Below are 15,663 nucleotides of genomic sequence, written 5' to 3'. Positions count from 1 at the left end.
ATGGCACTCGAAGCCCGGCGCGCGCCGGCGGGACCCGGCCCCACCGGCGAACGGTCGGCGGGGCCTTTTCCATACCATCGTCCGAGCCTCTTCGGTTTCGTCGGGAACGTCCAAACCGGAGCCTTCTCGACAGCCATACCGTGGTCATGTCATCCAAAACAAGTCGAAAGGAAAACATCATGTACGGAATCACCATCGCGGCAGACAGCGGCAGCGTCGTCACCAGCGCGTTGCAGCTTTTCAGCCAGTTCGCCATCATCGGCGGCGGCCTGTGGGCCGTGTGGGGCGTGGTCACCCTGGCCGGAGGACTGAAGGACCAGAACGGCCCCGCCACCCAGTCGGGCGTCTGGCAGGTCGTCGGCGGCGGCCTGATCATCGCGGCCGCGGCCCTGTTCTCCAACATCGCCCTGTAGACGGGAGGCCACGCATGGTCGATTTCATCGTCGGCATCCTCAACTCGATAGGGTCCGGCGTCGGCGACGACCTCGTGGCCGACCTGCTGAAGACCCCCGCCGAATACAACGCGGGCATGTACCAGCTGAGCCTGACCGTCGCCCGCTCGGCGGTCAAACCCATAGCCAGCACGATACTGGCGATCATGTGCGTCCTGGAACTCGCCAGGGTCAGCACCCGGGCGGACGGCGACCGCGAGCTGGGCGTCAAGCTCGTCGCCATGGCGATGTTCAAGCTCACGCTCGTGTTCACCGCGGCCCAGCACAGCGAGCTCATGCTCCAGGCCATCGACGAGATCGGCGACAGCGTGCTAGGCGGCATCCATTCGGCGGCGCCCACCACCGGCGCGTCGTCGGGCCTCGGCCTTGGCGACAGCATGCGCGACGCCATCGACTCCGCCGGCTGGATGGGCCAGATACCGTGCCTGATCCTGCTGCTCATCCCGTTCCTCGTCTCCAAGGGCGCGACCATCGTCGTCACCGTCGTCATCCTCCTGCGTTTCGTGCAGATATACATGCTCACCGCGTTCAACCCGCTGCCGATCGCGTTCATCGCCCAGGAGGAGACCCGCCAGTGGGGCATCAACTACTTCAAACAGTATGCGTCGCTGGTGTTCCAATGCGCGACCCTGTATCTGGCGATCCTCATGTACCGCACGCTCGTGGGCGGCACGCTCAACCCGAGCAAGTTCAAGGACGGCGACAGCCTCTCCGGCTGGGTGATGGACAACTTCACCGGCCTGCTCCTGGCGAGCGTCATGCTCATCGGCATCGTCATGGCGGCCAACTCCGTCGCCAAGAAGCTCTTCGGCGGCGAATGAAACACAACGCAATCCACGAAAGGAAGCAATCATGGCGTTGCAGATGCCCGTCTACAGGGAACTGACCACCATCGAATCGAAGGTGTTCATGGGAATGAGCTGGAGGCAGTGCCTCGCCGCCGTCATCCTCGCCATCGTGTGCGGGGGAGGATACGTCGGACTGTGGCTCGGGCTGGGCATGGACCCCAACCTCGCCATGTACCTGATCTTCCCGCCCGGCCTGCCCATAGCCGTATGGGGATGGGTGAGGCCAAAGGGCCTCATGCCCGAGAAATACCTGAAATACATCCTGCGCCACTACACGCAGCGCGAGGTCTACCTGCTCGACGGTCCGGGAAGACCATACCGCACCGGCGTGAAACCAACGATCAAGGAAAGGTGAGGAATGTTCGGAAAGAAGAAACCCCCGGTCGCGTCGGACGAAGGTGGTGCCGAAGCCAGGGCGAAGGCACGGAGAAAGAAGGCGACGCGTCTGCCGAAAGGCGTCAAACAGCTCATCGGATACGACGCCATGCTGCGCAACGGGATCGCCAGCCTGGGCGACGGACGGTGGAGCGCCACCATCCTCTTCCAGGACATCAACTACCAGCTGAGCCCGGAATCTCATCAGATGGAGATCATCGACCGGTGGGCCAAGCTCATCAACAGCTTCGAGGCCGGGCAAAGCGTGCAGATCGCCTCCTACACGCGCTCACGCGGCGTACGCGAACTCCTCGCCGACGTGATGATGGACGAGACCGGCGACAGCCTCGACCACTACAGGCTCGACTACAACCGCCTCGCCCAAGGCAAACTCGAATCCGTCAGCCGCAACACCAGCACCGTCAAGACCCTGACCGTCACCGTCCGCGAAAGCGACGAGCAGGCCGCCGTCGCGAACCTCAACGCCCTGTGCAACAACCTCGTCAGCCAGATGCGCTCCATCGACGTATGCAAGGCCACCCGCCTCGACCGCGAGCACCGGCTGCGCCTCATGGCCGAGGTGCTCCGCCCCGGAGAAGAGTTCCGGTTCGACGAACGCCGCTTCGAGCATCAGCCCGGCAAACCCGACACCAAGGACCTCGTGTGCCCGTGGAGCATCGACGCGCGCAACCCGACCATGCTCGACATCGAATCCCTGGACTCGAAATACCTGCACCGCACCATGTGGGTGTCCAGCCTGCCGCCGGAACTGTCCGACCAGCTGGTCAACGACCTGACCGGACTGCGCGCCCGCGTCGACGTGAGCATCCACCTCGCGCCCATGGACCGCGGCGAAAGCATGACGCTCGTGCGACGCAAGAACGCCGAGGTCAAGATGCAGATCATGGACCAGCGGCGCAAGAACCGCAAGCAGGGCCTCGACCCCGACGACCTTCCCGACGACCTCGCCGACCAGCAGGAACAGCTCGGCCAACTGCGCGACGAGCTGCGCTCCACCAACCAGAGGCTCGTGGACTCGATCATCGTGATCGGAGTGTCCGCGGCAAGCCAGGAGGAGCTGGAAGTCGCGTGCAGGAACGTGAAGGCCAAGGTCAACGCGCAGTCCTGCACGGCCGAGAGCCTCAAGTTCATGCAGATGGAGGGACTGACGGCCGAACTGCCGCTGGGCAACAACCCTCTGCCCATGAAACGCACCCTGACCACGAACAGCGCGGCCATCCTCATCCCGTTCACCACGCAGGAGGTGTTCGAGCCGCACGGCCTGTTCTACGGAAGCAACGCGAGGAGTGGCAACCCGATCCTCGCGGACCGGCGCAGCCACATGAACTCCAACGGATTCGTGCTCGGCACGTCCGGCGGCGGCAAATCCTTCACCGTCAAACAGGAGATCGCCGGCATGTTCCTCAACCGTGACGACGAGGTCATCGTCATCGACCCGGAACGCGAATACCTCGCCCTCGCGGCCGCGTTCGGCGGACAGATCATCCAGATCAGCGCCGGCACCGGCACGCGCGTCAACCCGATGGACATCGTCCTGGAGGACGACTCGGCCTCCGACCCCGTCAAGGACAAGACCAACAACGTGGTCTCCATGATCGGCGCGCTCATAGGCGGCATCGACGGCCTCGACCCGCTCCAGAAGGGACTCGTCGACCAGTGCGTCAGCAACCTGTACACGCGTTACCGCAACCAGGGCGGGGGAGTGGTCCAGCCCACATTGCAGGACCTGCACGACGAATTGCAGGCGGGCGGCGACCAGGTGAGCCGGTACCTTGCCGACGCGCTCAACCCGTACATCACCGGCTCCATGAGCGGCTTCAACGGGCAGACCAACGTGGACCTGTCCAACCGGTTCACCGTGTTCGACGTGTCCGGCCTGTCCGGCGAGCTGCGCACGTTCGGCATGATGGTCGTCATCGACCAGGTGTGGAACCGCGTCATCCGCAACAAGGCCAACGGGCGGCGCACCTGGCTGTACGTCGACGAGTTCCACCGCTTTTTCTCCAACCAGTACGCCGCTGCCCAGTTCAAGGACATCTACAAGCGCGCCCGCAAATACGGGCTCGGCGTCACCGGCATCACGCAGAACGTCGAGGAGATCCTCGACCTCCAGGACGCGCGCGAGATGCTGTCCAACAGCGATTTCCTCATGCTCCTGAGCCAGAACAGCACCGACGCGGACGCCCTGTGCGAGCTGCTGACCCTGAGCGAGGAGCAGCGCCAGTACTTCACCGGCGTGCTGCCCGGCCAGGGACTCATGAAGATCGGCAGCGCCTACGTGCCGTTCGACGGGCGCATCCCCGCGGGCGGCGACCTCTACCGGCTGTACTCCACGACCTTCCAGGAAGGAAAGTAAACGCATGAGCGGAACCCAAGCCCACCACGCCGGAGGCACACGCGCCCGCATCGGACGCGCGGCCACCGGCGTGGTGTCCAGCGCCGCCCAGTTCGGCTCGGACCGGACCGACATCGCCGACTCCATGGGCCACACCACCGCCGAGATGGCGGGACGCGCCGGCATGCACGGCATGTCCTCCACCATGCACGGCGTGGGCTGGACGGCCGGCAAGGCGCGGCGCATCATGAACCGCGGCAAACGCGCCCTGCGGTCTGGCAAGGGAATGCGCAAGACGGCCGGCAAACCCAAGGCGCTGTCCGAGGCGAAGCCCAGCGAGAAGATAGGCAAGTTTGCCGCGAAAGGCAAGGCGAGCAAGCGGATCGGCAAGCACATAGGCGCGGGCCTTGGGAAAGCCGGCCGTAGCGTCAAACGGATGGGATCCACCGGCATGGGCTGGATGGACGAAGCCGGCGCGAGGCTCACCGCTGCCGACGACGATTTCGCGTCGAAGCTGGGAAGCACCACACGCGACCTGTCCTTCAAAGCGGCACGGGCGGGCGTGAAGGGCGTCAACTCGTCGGCCAAATTCATCTGGCGGCACCGCCGCGCGCCCGTCAAGGCGGTACGCAGCGTGAAAGCCACCGGACAGGCCGCCATGCGCGCCGCTCGCGTCGCCGCGAACTTCGTGCGCATGGCCGCGTCCCGCGTCATCGCGGGAGCCGCCTCCATCAGCCTTCCCATCATGCCCGTCATCGCGGCCATGCTCGCGGTGCTCGGCGTGCTCCTGGCCGCCATGGGCGCGTTCCTCGGATCCAACGCCAGCGAATCCACGGTCACGGGCGTTCCCACGGAATACGAGACCGACGTGATCCGCGCCGGATCCATCTGCCAGGTCGTCACGCCGAGCATCATCGCCGCCCAGATCGACCAGGAGTCCAATTGGAATCCGAAGGCCGGCAGCTCCGCCGGAGCGCAGGGCATCGCACAGTTCATGCCGTCCACCTGGGCGTCCGCAGGCAAGGACGGCGACGGAGACGGCAAGGCCGACATCTGGAACCCGCACGACGCGATCTGGAGCCAGGGCAACTACATGTGCGGCCTCGCCTCGCAGGTCGAGACGGCTAAGAAGTCCGGGAAACTGACCGGCGACACGTTGGAGCTGACCCTCGCGGCGTACAACGCTGGCCTCGGCAGCGTGCTCAGATACGGCATGGTGCCGCCCTTCGAGGAAACCATCAACTATGTGCGGCGGATCAAGGAACTCGCAGCGACCAAATACACCGCAACGGGGACCGCCGAGGGTGGCACGGTCGGCTCCCTCGAACCGAAACTGACGGTCTCCGGCGGCATCGTGTCCACGGCCGGCATCACGCCGGACACGAGATACCCATGGGGGCAGTGCACCTGGTGGGCCGCGACCAGAAGAGCCGACATAGGAAAACCGATACCAGGGTGGGGCAACGCCGCCACATGGGCAGGTTCCGCGGCGTCGGCCGGCTACACGGTGGACGGCTCCCCATCCGCCGGCAGCGTCATCGTGTTCCAACCGGGAGTATTGGGCGCGTCCGCCGGCTACGGGCATGTCGCCATGGTCGAGGAGGTCCGCGGGGACGGGTCGATCCTGATCAGCGAGTCCAACGCGCTTGGCCTCGGCGTCGTATCCACACGCGAAATCAGCGCCTCCCAACTGGCCGCAGCCGGAAGTGGCGTCCGCTACATCCACTGAAAGGAAAACCAAGCATGGAACCAAAGAGGAACAGGATCATCGCCGCGACGGGATTTGCGGTCGCGCTCCTCATCCTGGGAGGAAACGTCGCGGTGATATGCGCCGGCAACGGAACCGCGGAGGACACGCAAAGCACCGTCGCCCGGCCGCGAACGAAAACCGAACCCGGACAAAAAACGGCTGGAGACGAAGAGACCGAGCCGGCGACGCCGACGGAGGATGATCCGTGCGCCGACCTCGCGCCGAAAGCGCTCGGCGTCTACATGGGCGACGAACGAGGCCAACTCGAAGGCGAATACTTCACGCCGGATGCCGCCGGCCTCGACATACCGGCATCATCCATAGCCCCGCAGCCATTGCCCGAGACCGAGTTCACCGGCTTCCCCGTGTCCACGGGGCGGCGGGTGGCGACATGCGCCGTATCCACCGGGCTGGAGGCATCCTGGGTGCTTGACTACACGCTCACTGACGACGGCTGGCGATGCACGGCGGTCAAGGGCCCATTGGAAGGCGGATACCGGGTGCATGAAGGCAAACCAGAGGAACAAAAGTGATGAAGGCAAACGAACAGGATCAGCCAGTCCTCATCAAAGACGAGGGCGGAGAGGAATGACCAGGATCGACAGGAAGACGGGTGAGCCGATTCTCAGCCCCAAGCTTACGGACGACCAGCTGTACGCCATGGCCAACGAGCCCGGCTGGCGTCCATGGATGCGCCTGATCGCCGAACACCCACACGCGTGGCCGGAGCTCGCCGACTGGTGGCATACCGCGCAGGAGCAAGGCTTTGACACGGCCGGCGCCGCGCCGCTGCCGCCCGCGTCCATGCGCGGCCGCCGTCGCGTCGCCATACCGTCCGCGCCGCTGCCGCCGGAAGACGAGCCGGGGCAGGAACCCGTGTCTGCGCCGGCGGAGAAGGCCCTGAAGGACGCCGACGACGATTTTGCCGCACTCGAACGAATCGCCGACTTGGAATCGGATACAGCGGACATCCCTCCAATACCGGAAGCGGAATCGTCGGGGTTGACCGTCACTTACTCGGCCGACCCCGACGATCTGAAGGTGCGTCGCGTCTTCCCGGTCGGGAAAGCGCTCGTCGCGATCGTCATGGCCGCGAGCCTCATCGCCGTGTCCTGGATGGGACTGCAAATCAAAACCCGCCACGCCGCCGCCGTGCGGCAAGAGGCGCATGAGACCGCAATCAGCGCATGCGACTCGGCCGAAGCGACACGCAAGACCATCCAGTCCGACCTGGACAGGACCACGGCCAAAGCCTCCAGACTATTGAAGGACACCAGTCGCGGCCAAGTCGCGGATCCCAAGACGCTTGATGCGTTGAATCGGCTCCTGGACGCAAAGACGTCCACCATCAAGGGTTCCTGCGCGCCCGACGCCGTCACATCCGACGTGGACAGGACCACTGCGGCGCTGCGCAGAACGACCAAAGAGCTCAAGAACCGTCTCACCGACCTCAAGACCGCGGCCAAGGCCGTCACCGACAGCAAACTCGACAAGACCGTGGACGACGCGAACGCGCTGTACAAGCAGACCGACGGCAAGGTGGCGGACGACAAGACCCGCGCAAGCCTGCTGGACGCCATCAAAAAACGCGACGCGGACGCCATCGCAAAAGCCGTGAAAGAGGTCAACGAATCGAAGATGGCGAAGGAAAAGGCCGACGCGGAGGCGAAAGCCAAGGCAGAACAGGAAGCCGCTGCGGCCGCCGCGCAGCAGGCGCAGGCATCGCAATCCCAATCGGTTCCACAGCGGCAAACACCCTCATATTCGGGAGGAAGCCAATCCCAATCCCAAGGAAGTTCCGGATCCGGTTCCGAAACCGTTCGACGTCCGTCTTCGGGAGGCTCGTCGTCCTCCACCAATACGGGCGGAGCCTCGCCGGGATGGTCCGTGCCCGCGCCATCAGACGGGGGCACCGGCTTGCCCGGCAGCGATCCGGGGCTCTGATTCGTGAACGGTGATGGGTGACGGGAGCTTCATCGAAACTGATTCGGGAACGCGCTCTTTCATGAGCGTCAGCCAATGCGAGGCCGTTCGCAGGGAAAGCCAAAGACTTCATGCTCCCTCCGGCAGACGGACAACGCGAGGTTACACACCCAGTCGGTGACCTCCTCGCATGTTGGCTGCACTGACTCATGCATGGGTGCTCTCAACCGCCGGCACAGCTCCTCCAAGCGTGCGCGGTGTTCGGGATCATCAAGCTGAGTCTAACGGGTGTGTTGTACTTTCAATTAGATAACGGGGAGAGGATAACACTGAGGTCTGGGGATATCATTGGACATAGGATAAGGTAATGAATTGAGTTTGTTTCGGTGGAGCGGAGGAACTATTTATGGAACGTATAAATGTCAATGTATCGGATTTATGTCTCTGGGAGACGAACCCGAGAGTTGAACCATCAATCGACCAGATGGATGAACTCAATAAAATCTATAACTTCAGTGCACAGTCTCAATCGACATCAAAGCGGCAATTGATGAATCTTGCATCGTCAATAGCGGAGAATGGCTATCAGAACGATGTTGAGCCGATCCTTGCGACAAGGGCCGGCGACAAGTATGTGATTCACGATGCGAATAGGAGATTGTCTGCAATCAAATTGCTGCAAAACCCAGATTGTTACCGTGAACTTCTTGATGACCGAGATTACAAGAGATTGAAGAACCTTGTTGCGGAATATCCGCAGAACATTCCGAGCAGTCTGGACATCGTTGTTTTCGGTGACAATGAACAGGATAAGCTGAGGGAAATCCTCAATCGAAAGCACAACGGCCCTCAGGACGGTGCCGGCACGATTCCATGGAGCACTGAGGCCAAAGCCCGCTTCTCAGGAAGGCAGACGTTTTCGGACAAGCTTGAAACGCCGTTCCAGAATCAGTTTGGAGATTCCTTGACAAGCTATCTCGGAGGTTCGAACGCTACGACCAGCACGAGAAGGGTTTTCAACTCGGCTCCGGTCAAGGAATATCTTGATATCAAGAATCCGGATATAATAACCCCCGAGCAACTGGACAAAGTCAAAGAACTGGCTGATGAGGTTAAGGGATATTGTCAAGAGAACGGCACCCTTATTTCACGCCTCAATAACGATGTCATCAAGCAGGACATAATCATTCCTCTTCAGGAAAAAGGACAAGGAACGGTCAGGTCGCCAAGACTTGCCGCGAAACGCCTCAATCATGATTTCGCCAGCAAGTTCGCCACAAATCGAGACCGGCACCTTGGTGCGATGTACAACAATCCGGAATGGATGACCGACGCGCCGGAATTCGAAGACACGAACTTTATGCTTTCCGCTTTGAACGCATATGGAGTACTGGAGGACGACAGCACCAAAAGATGGGCGAAAGCATTCTTGATTGCGCCGGCGATACGTGTGATCTTCGAACTGTCCCTTCTTGCATTGGACAAATCCTGCAATGAGATTCATCTTCCCAACACAGGGGTCAGCGCAAAGCATAAAGAGAACGTCTCATATGTCCATAGCCTGTTTAAAAACAACAAATTCCAAGACTATCTGCAGGCCGGGAGGATTGTATTCGACACCTACCAAGAGGCTCATAATGTAATCGAAAATACCGATTTCGGAGAGTCCGTTGAATACTCATCGCTTGGGTCGCACAAGTCTATGAAGGATTACGACATAGATACCATCATGAGGCTGTCGAATGATGCGGTATTGTTTGCTATGCTCTGTCAGCAATATGTGCAGTTCAAAAAACAGGGTGTATGACTCGAACGAACTGGCCAAAATGGGAATCTTCTAATATCATTCATGTTTATGGCGCAAAGTAAGCTGACAAATGGTTCCAATACCCCGTTGCGATACCCCGGCGGGAAAGGCAAAATCACACGTTTCGTGGCAAACGTGTTGGAGACTAACCATATAACCGGAACCTATATCGAGCCTTTTGCAGGCGGAGCAGGCGTTGCTATCAATCTTTTGTTGTCGGGTCGTGTAGATGCAGTTATTATCAACGACCTTGATGACGGCGTATATTCGTTTTGGTATTCTCTTGTCAACGAACCCGAATATCTGCTACGTGAAATCGACCGCGTCCCCTTTGACTATTCGGATGAAAAACCCACGGCTCAATCTTCGAAGTACTCGGAATACTGGAAGGCTATCAGGAAAAGATACGATTTCAACCATTATTCGGATATTCGACGGAAAGGATTCGACTTCTTCATGCTTAATCGCATGAACGTAAGTGGTGTCATCAAAGGTGGGCCGATAGGAGGTGCCGCCCAAGACGGGAAATACAACATTTCTTCTCGATTTAACAAAAGCACACTCAAGAAGAGGATAGAGCGAATAGCAGCGGAAAAAGAGAGAATCACTGTTAGCAACCTAGAGGCCAGCCATTTCTTCAAATTGCTTTCTGATGGCAAATTCTGCGATATGAAGAACAGTCTCATATTTGCGGATCCTCCTTACTATGTGCAGGGACGGAATCTTTATAATTCATATGCAACCGAAACCATCCACTCTCTGGTTGCGAAGCGCCTCGTCGCTGAGCCGGATTGGAACTGGATACTCACTTATGACAAAGCGCCTCAAATATGCAGGTTGTATTCCGATAAGAACGTTAAACAATATGAATATCAGATAGCTTATTCAGCGAATAAAAGAGGCTACTATTCTGAATATATGTTTGCATCGAGAAAGATGACCATGCAATCATATGCCAACGTGACTCTTAGTCAAATAAGTGACGAGGGTAACAACACCTTGTCATAATTATGTGGATGCTTCGGGTTTGTCCATTGTCGGCATCTAACTCGTATCCGTCGCATGATATGAGAGAAACATATAAATGATTAACTTGTTTTGAGCGATATCGTGCCTGTGCCGTGTTCAGAGCGTCTTTTTTTTTGATTGCCTCGCTCATCGACCTTTCCCAAGTCCGCAGCTTCTTCTGTTGTGCATCGGCATATTCTTTGGTGATTTCGCCTTTTTCTGTTTCTGCTGTGAGCGACTTTTCGGCGACTTCCAGAGCTCCGAGATAAACGTTCCAGGCGTCTTCTACCTTGGTGGCGCATCGGCCGCAGCGTTGTATGGAATAGTCAGCTGGGGACGGCGGCTCACCAAAGATCAGCATGAGGTCTTTTTCGGGGTCATATCCAAGGCAGATGAGAAAATCAAATGCTTCTGATGCCAGTAGGCGGCGGGTGTTGTGCTCGATGCTGAACAAAGTGGTTTTGCTCCAGCTGTGTCCGAGTTCCCTCATGCCGTTCACAGCCTCTTGCATTGATATGCGCCGTGCGATCCTTATGCCGTGGACGTTGTTCCCTATGGTTTCGTCGGTGTCGGGTTTCCTCATGCTGCTTTCCTCCATCCTTTGGAGTGCTTGAGTTTTGATTTGGGTTTGGGGATGCTGGTGTTGGGCCATGCTTTGCGGCTGAGGAACGGGTGCAGTCCTCGCAGGTTGTAGATGCATTTGTCGTTGTCCAATTGCGCGAGCTCGTCTGGCGTGAGGAGTTCGCGGCCGGTGCGCTGGTAGTTGGTGGTGTGGCTGCCGGACACGCCCTTGGAGTCGCTGGTGGTGCGGATGTCGATGGTCTCCTTGCCGAGCAGCTTGCTGAGCCATTCGGTGGTGGACTGCTCGTTGCCGCCGAGGAACAGCACCGAGTCACAGTTGCCTACGATGGTCTCCCACGAGTCCTTGTACATCGTCTTGAGCTGGGCGATGGTCTGGAGGATGATACTGACGCTGACCTTGCGCGAGCGGATCGTGGCGATGAGCTTGTCGAAGTTGGGGATGCGTCCCACGTTGGCGAACTCATCGAGGAAGCAGTGCAATGGCGTGGCGAGGCATTCGCCGGGGTAGGTGCGGCAGCGGCGGATGATGCTGTCGAACAGGCATTGGTAGAAGATCGCGGCCAAAAAGTTGAATGTCGGGTCCTCGTCGGGCAGGGCGAGGAAGATGGCCGTCTTCCCGTTGGGATGCCTGTATCCGCCCTTGTGCTCGTCCGCGTATCCGCCGATCCGGTCGATACAGAGGTTGTCGTCGGAGAGGATCTCCCGGACCGGGCCGACTGTCAATGGGGCGAGACGCACGCCGAGGCTGATGATGATGCCCTTCTTGGTCTCTCCCGCGCCCTGGGTGAAGGGCCTGTACTGGCGGGCCGCGAACTTCAGGCCCTGGGCGAGACGCCATGCCTCGCGCAGGTCCGGATCGTTGTGGTCCGCGCCATCGCGATTCCATTCGGCGCGGGTCTCCTCATAGATCTCCGTGGCGGTCCGGGCGACGGCGTCGACCTGGCTTTCCTTGGTCTCGTCCTGTTCGCTGGCCTCGAGCAGATCGCGCATGTCGGCGACCGCGTTGAGGGTCTGTCCGGCGTCGATGTGCAGGCAGTCCTCGAGGATGTCGTCGGGCAGGTAATAGACGAACGCGGTGAGCGCGGTCAGCAGGCTGCGTTCGGATTTGGTCCAGAAGTCGTCGGTCTGGTGCTCCTTGGGTGTGGAGCCGTTGGTGTTGTCCATGATGTTGGTGACCAGGCGCATGATCGCCACGTCGGGCTTGTCGGGGTCGATGTATCGCATCGGGTTGAATTTCGTCTCGCTGGTCAGGTCCACCAGGTCGAGCTGTTTGACCGTGTAGCCCATCTTCTCCAGTTTTCCGCCGGTCTTCGCGTAGAGTTCGCCCTTCGGATCGGTGCATGTGTAGTTCATGCTGCCCTTGAGGATGTTGGGGATGACGTGCGTGGCGGTCTTGCCTGAACCGGATCCGCCAATCACGGTGGTGTTGAGGTTGCGTCGCGTGGCCTGCGCGTCAAGGCTTAGGCCCTCGGTGGCTGTCATCTGGAGGTTCTGCCTGGTATCGCCGTCGGTATACGGGGCCATCTCCCGGCTGGTGGACCAGCGTGCGGACCCGTACTCCTCGCCGTCCCTCCAGTTGCGTCTCATGCTCCACCGGTAAAGGTGGAACAGGCCGACAGCGCACGCGCCGCCCAGTCCGCACAGGAGGCTGGCCCGATCGAATCCCAGGGCGGTCGGATGCTGGAGCATGGTCGTCATGCCGTCCATGATCCGTTCCACGCTTTCGCCGGTCGCGATGCCGTCCTGGATGCGTGCGGCTGCGAGGTCGGCGAGCCAGAATCCCGCTAGGACGGTCAGCGTCTTGATGACGATTCCTCTTATTCGTTCCATGGTTGTTCCTTTCTATTGTTTTCTTTCGTCGAGGTTTGCTTTGAGTTTGGTTTTGAACCGCTCGTACAGCGTCTTCCTGCTGGTGATCCGCTCTCCGTGCGGGTCCGTTCCGATCTTGGAGTCGTCCCCGCCGGCCGCTTCCGTGTCCGGGCCGACTGCCGGGGATAGGAGGGGCGTGACGATGGTCATGCCGGCCGGCGTGACGTCGATGCTGAACGGCCGGCCGCCGGCCATGATCGTGGACATGAGCCGGCCGACGTGACTGTTGATGTCGATCCATTCGCCGGTGCCGGTCTTGTCCGGTCTGATCCCGCTGACGGTGGTCCGTGTCATTGCTCCCCGTCCGGCTCGTCGTGGCTGGGATCGACCGCGAGGCTCGTGGCCTCGATATCGACGCCGGAACCCTCGTCTCCCGCGGTGCCTTTGACTATGAGGCGAGATCCCCTGTGCGCGTTGTCGCGGATGTTCGCCGAGTGATCCTCGCCGCTGGCATGGATGGTGATCTTCGGCCCGTCGGCATCGGCCAGTGTCTCGAGCAGCCAGTCGTCCTGCCCTCCGTGCGGCTGCGGATCCCTGATGAGAGTGCCCTCGAACCAGATGACGGGTTCCGGCCGGTCGTTTGCTTCTGTTGTCATGCGTGTCCTCTGTTCCTTCGTGTGGAATGAATGCAGGGCGGCGCGGAAGCGCGCCGCCCCTACAGTGGGTGTGGGGCCTACAGTCCCAGTCCGTGGCACTTGGACGCGGGCTGCTCCCGCTCGGGCGCCGGGCGTTCCGGTTCCGACCGGTCGAGGTCGCGGCCTTGTTCCGGCGTGGGCTCGTCCAGCTGGTTGAGGCCGGGTGCGGGCATGGCTGTGTTGAATCCGTCGAGGTTCTCCCTGAGCCTGGTCCGGAACCGGTCAAGCGTTGACTTCAGGTCCGTGTGCCGTCGTTCCGGTTTGTCGTGCCTCGTCGTCTCCAGTGATTCGGCTTTCGTCTCCGTGACGGCGGCCAGGGCCGGCGAGCCGGCTTCGTCGTGGTCCCGTCCCTGTTCCGTCGACGTGGTCGGCTCCGTTTTCCGTGGCGTGTCCGTCGCCTCCGCGTCCTGTTCGACGGTTGGCCGGCTCGCCGTTTTGTCTCTGTCCTGCGTCGGTTCCTGTGTGCCGGCGAGTTCCTGGATGAGCAGTCCGGCGGCCTGGCGGCGTTGGCGGTTGGTCCACAGTCCTTCGTCCGTTTCGGCGGTCCGGTCGACGAGTCGGCGCGCCCATTTCATTGCGACGGCCGGCTTGTACGTGCCAGCGCGCTGGTATTCCGTGAACCGGCCCTGCATGCGACTGATTTGCGGCCAGGATTCCTCTACGGTTTTCGAGGCGAGTTCCACCGATGCCGTGTCGAGCGTCTCCTCGACGTCGCGGTTGCGTTTCTGCGCGTCGATGATCGCCTGGACGAGCGTCTGCGGGTCGACATGCATGGTGCGGCGTTCCGTGCCGCGGCCGGTGAACAGTTCGACCGGGGTGTCTGGTTTGAATCTGAGGTTGACGGCCCGTCCCTCGTTCTTCTGCTTTTGGTTCTTTCCGCTCATGAACATGTCGGTGGCCCAGCCGGTCAGGTCCTGTCCGTCGATGGCGGTGCCGCGGGGGAGTCCGACGATCATCTTCGGCCAGTCGCGTCCGTCCTTCGCGCGCAATATATAGGTGTGCGCGAGCCTGTTCGTCACCCACGCGTTCGGCCAGACCTGTTTTGTCGTCGCGGCCGTCCGAGCCGGTGTCTGTGTCGCGGCGGCGGGGTCGGTGGCCTGCGCTGGTTGTTCCTGTTGGGGGAGCGCTGGCGTCGGTGAGATGGGTCGGCCCTGGAGGATGGCCATGGCGGCCTGGTCGGTGAACTCGTCCCAGTCCGGGGCGCGTCGACCGTCGTTCAGGTTCAGCAGTGGCTTCTGTTCCAGTCCTGGTTTGAGCAGTCCGCTGCGCATGGCGCGGCCGGTCATGCCGTGGGCGACTGGTCCGCCGTCCTGTTCGCGCCAGTGCTGGTATTCATCCCGGTAGATGCGGCTTTGGGTGAGCAGTTCGCCGTCGCTCATGGTTTTGGCGGGGAAGGACTCGCTCATGTCCTCGCTGTGGTTGATGGTGGTGACCTGCATGCTCAGGTCGTCGTATTGCAGGTGCTTGAAGCTCATCGCGTCGAACAGTCCCTGCTGGTTTCGATGCCAGGAGAAGACCATGAGGTCGTATCCGTTGTCCTCCAGGAAGAATACGCAGGGGCGCGGCTCGTGCTCGACCGCGTTCTGCATGAGGCTGGCCTGGAGCAGGTCGGGGTCGAGCCGGCCCGCTGCGGACGCGGCTGCGGCGAGGCTGGCGCTCCATCCCATCGGGAGAGGCCGTCCCGTCGTCGGATCCGTCATGCGGTACTGGCCCGGCGTTGTCACGGTGTCCCACCGGTCGGGATGGCGGTGGTTCCATTGTTCGATGCCCGCGAGCATCGCGTCCATCGGGCTTTGCCCGTCCGCCGGTCGGATGGCGAAGGATTCGGTGGCGCGGGTGGTGTCGCCGGCGATTGTGTTCCGGTGAACGATGGTGTCGCCAGGACCGTAGATCATGCCCACCGAGTCCTCGCCGACAGTCCTTGCCGTGCCGGCCGTCCAGATCGTGTCGCCGGACGAGGCCCACATGGTCACCGGCCATGGTGTCGGGTCGTTGGTTCCGTTGATGGTGTCCTGGAAGATCGCGGCGCTTTTCGTCGCCTGTTCCTGCTGGTTCATT

The 15,663-nt window shown here is 60.9% G+C and carries 14 protein-coding genes; 9 read left to right on the top strand and 5 right to left on the bottom strand.

From position 1 onward, the window contains the following. The first annotated feature begins 179 nt into the window (after window positions 1–179). From BBBR_RS05805 to BBBR_RS05765, 9 genes are all read left to right on the top strand, one after another. The gene (locus BBBR_RS05805; RefSeq protein WP_003817136.1) at window positions 180–413 is read left to right on the top strand and encodes a hypothetical protein; all 234 of its coding nucleotides are present in this window, start codon (window positions 180–182) and stop codon (window positions 411–413) included. A 14-nt stretch (window positions 414–427) separates the two neighbouring features. Then, on the top strand, window positions 428–1,273 hold the full coding sequence (locus tag BBBR_RS05800) for a type IV secretion system protein (RefSeq protein WP_003830698.1): 846 nt from the start codon (window positions 428–430) through the stop codon (window positions 1,271–1,273). Window positions 1,274–1,304: 31 nt separating this feature from the next. After that, the gene (locus BBBR_RS05795; RefSeq protein WP_003830699.1) at window positions 1,305–1,655 is read left to right on the top strand and encodes a PrgI family protein; all 351 of its coding nucleotides are present in this window, start codon (window positions 1,305–1,307) and stop codon (window positions 1,653–1,655) included. Between the two features lie 3 nt (window positions 1,656–1,658). Next, the gene (locus BBBR_RS05790; RefSeq protein ID WP_003830700.1) at window positions 1,659–4,052 is read left to right on the top strand and encodes a VirB4-like conjugal transfer ATPase, CD1110 family; all 2,394 of its coding nucleotides are present in this window, start codon (window positions 1,659–1,661) and stop codon (window positions 4,050–4,052) included. Between the two features lie 4 nt (window positions 4,053–4,056). Beyond that, complete coding sequence (locus BBBR_RS05785) at window positions 4,057–5,760, top strand: lytic transglycosylase domain-containing protein (protein ID WP_003830701.1); 1,704 nt, start codon at window positions 4,057–4,059, stop codon at window positions 5,758–5,760. A gap of 14 nt (window positions 5,761–5,774) precedes the next feature. Continuing rightward, on the top strand, window positions 5,775–6,314 hold the full coding sequence (locus BBBR_RS05780) for a hypothetical protein (protein ID WP_003830702.1): 540 nt from the start codon (window positions 5,775–5,777) through the stop codon (window positions 6,312–6,314). Window positions 6,315–6,369: 55 nt separating this feature from the next. Then, window positions 6,370–7,725 (top strand): hypothetical protein, encoded by a 1,356-nt coding sequence (locus BBBR_RS05775; RefSeq protein WP_003830703.1) that lies wholly within the window; start codon window positions 6,370–6,372, stop codon window positions 7,723–7,725. Between the two features lie 385 nt (window positions 7,726–8,110). Next, entirely contained in the window at window positions 8,111–9,511 is a 1,401-nt protein-coding gene (locus BBBR_RS05770) for a ParB/Srx family N-terminal domain-containing protein (RefSeq protein ID WP_019727510.1), read from the top strand. A 48-nt stretch (window positions 9,512–9,559) separates the two neighbouring features. Continuing rightward, complete coding sequence (locus tag BBBR_RS05765; RefSeq protein ID WP_225851444.1) at window positions 9,560–10,519, top strand: DNA adenine methylase; 960 nt, start codon at window positions 9,560–9,562, stop codon at window positions 10,517–10,519. On the opposite strand, the gene BBBR_RS05760 is transcribed toward BBBR_RS05765, so the two are convergent. The 5 genes from BBBR_RS05760 to BBBR_RS05740 all read right to left on the bottom strand — a co-directional run bounded on the left by BBBR_RS05760 (window position 10,479) and on the right by BBBR_RS05740 (window position 15,662). Next, window positions 10,479–11,102, bottom strand: coding sequence for a hypothetical protein (locus BBBR_RS05760; RefSeq protein WP_019727511.1), 624 nt, complete (start codon window positions 11,100–11,102; stop codon window positions 10,479–10,481). The two genes, BBBR_RS05765 and BBBR_RS05760, sit on opposite strands and share 41 nt — an antisense overlap. Beyond that, window positions 11,099–12,931 carry a VirD4-like conjugal transfer protein, CD1115 family gene (locus tag BBBR_RS05755; protein WP_003830709.1) on the bottom strand — a complete coding sequence of 611 codons (1,833 nt, stop codon included), beginning with the start codon at window positions 12,929–12,931 and terminating at the stop codon, window positions 11,099–11,101. Before BBBR_RS05755 ends, BBBR_RS05760 begins: the two co-directional genes overlap by 4 nt. Before the next feature lie 12 nt (window positions 12,932–12,943). Next, on the bottom strand, window positions 12,944–13,264 hold the full coding sequence (locus BBBR_RS05750) for a hypothetical protein (RefSeq protein WP_003830710.1): 321 nt from the start codon (window positions 13,262–13,264) through the stop codon (window positions 12,944–12,946). Continuing rightward, window positions 13,261–13,566, bottom strand: a complete 306-nt coding sequence (locus tag BBBR_RS05745) for a hypothetical protein (protein WP_003830711.1) — start codon at window positions 13,564–13,566, stop codon at window positions 13,261–13,263. The genes BBBR_RS05750 and BBBR_RS05745 overlap by 4 nt, the downstream gene beginning before the upstream one ends. 77 nt (window positions 13,567–13,643) lie before the next feature. Beyond that, on the bottom strand, window positions 13,644–15,662 hold the full coding sequence (locus BBBR_RS05740; protein ID WP_003830712.1) for a hypothetical protein: 2,019 nt from the start codon (window positions 15,660–15,662) through the stop codon (window positions 13,644–13,646). Window position 15,663 lies beyond the last annotated feature (1 nt).

Origin of the sequence: Bifidobacterium breve DSM 20213 = JCM 1192 (genome assembly GCF_001025175.1) — a bacterium.
Taxonomy (GTDB): Bacteria; Actinomycetota; Actinomycetes; order Actinomycetales; family Bifidobacteriaceae; genus Bifidobacterium; species Bifidobacterium breve.
This window is presented reverse-complemented; position numbering and strand designations above follow the sequence as displayed.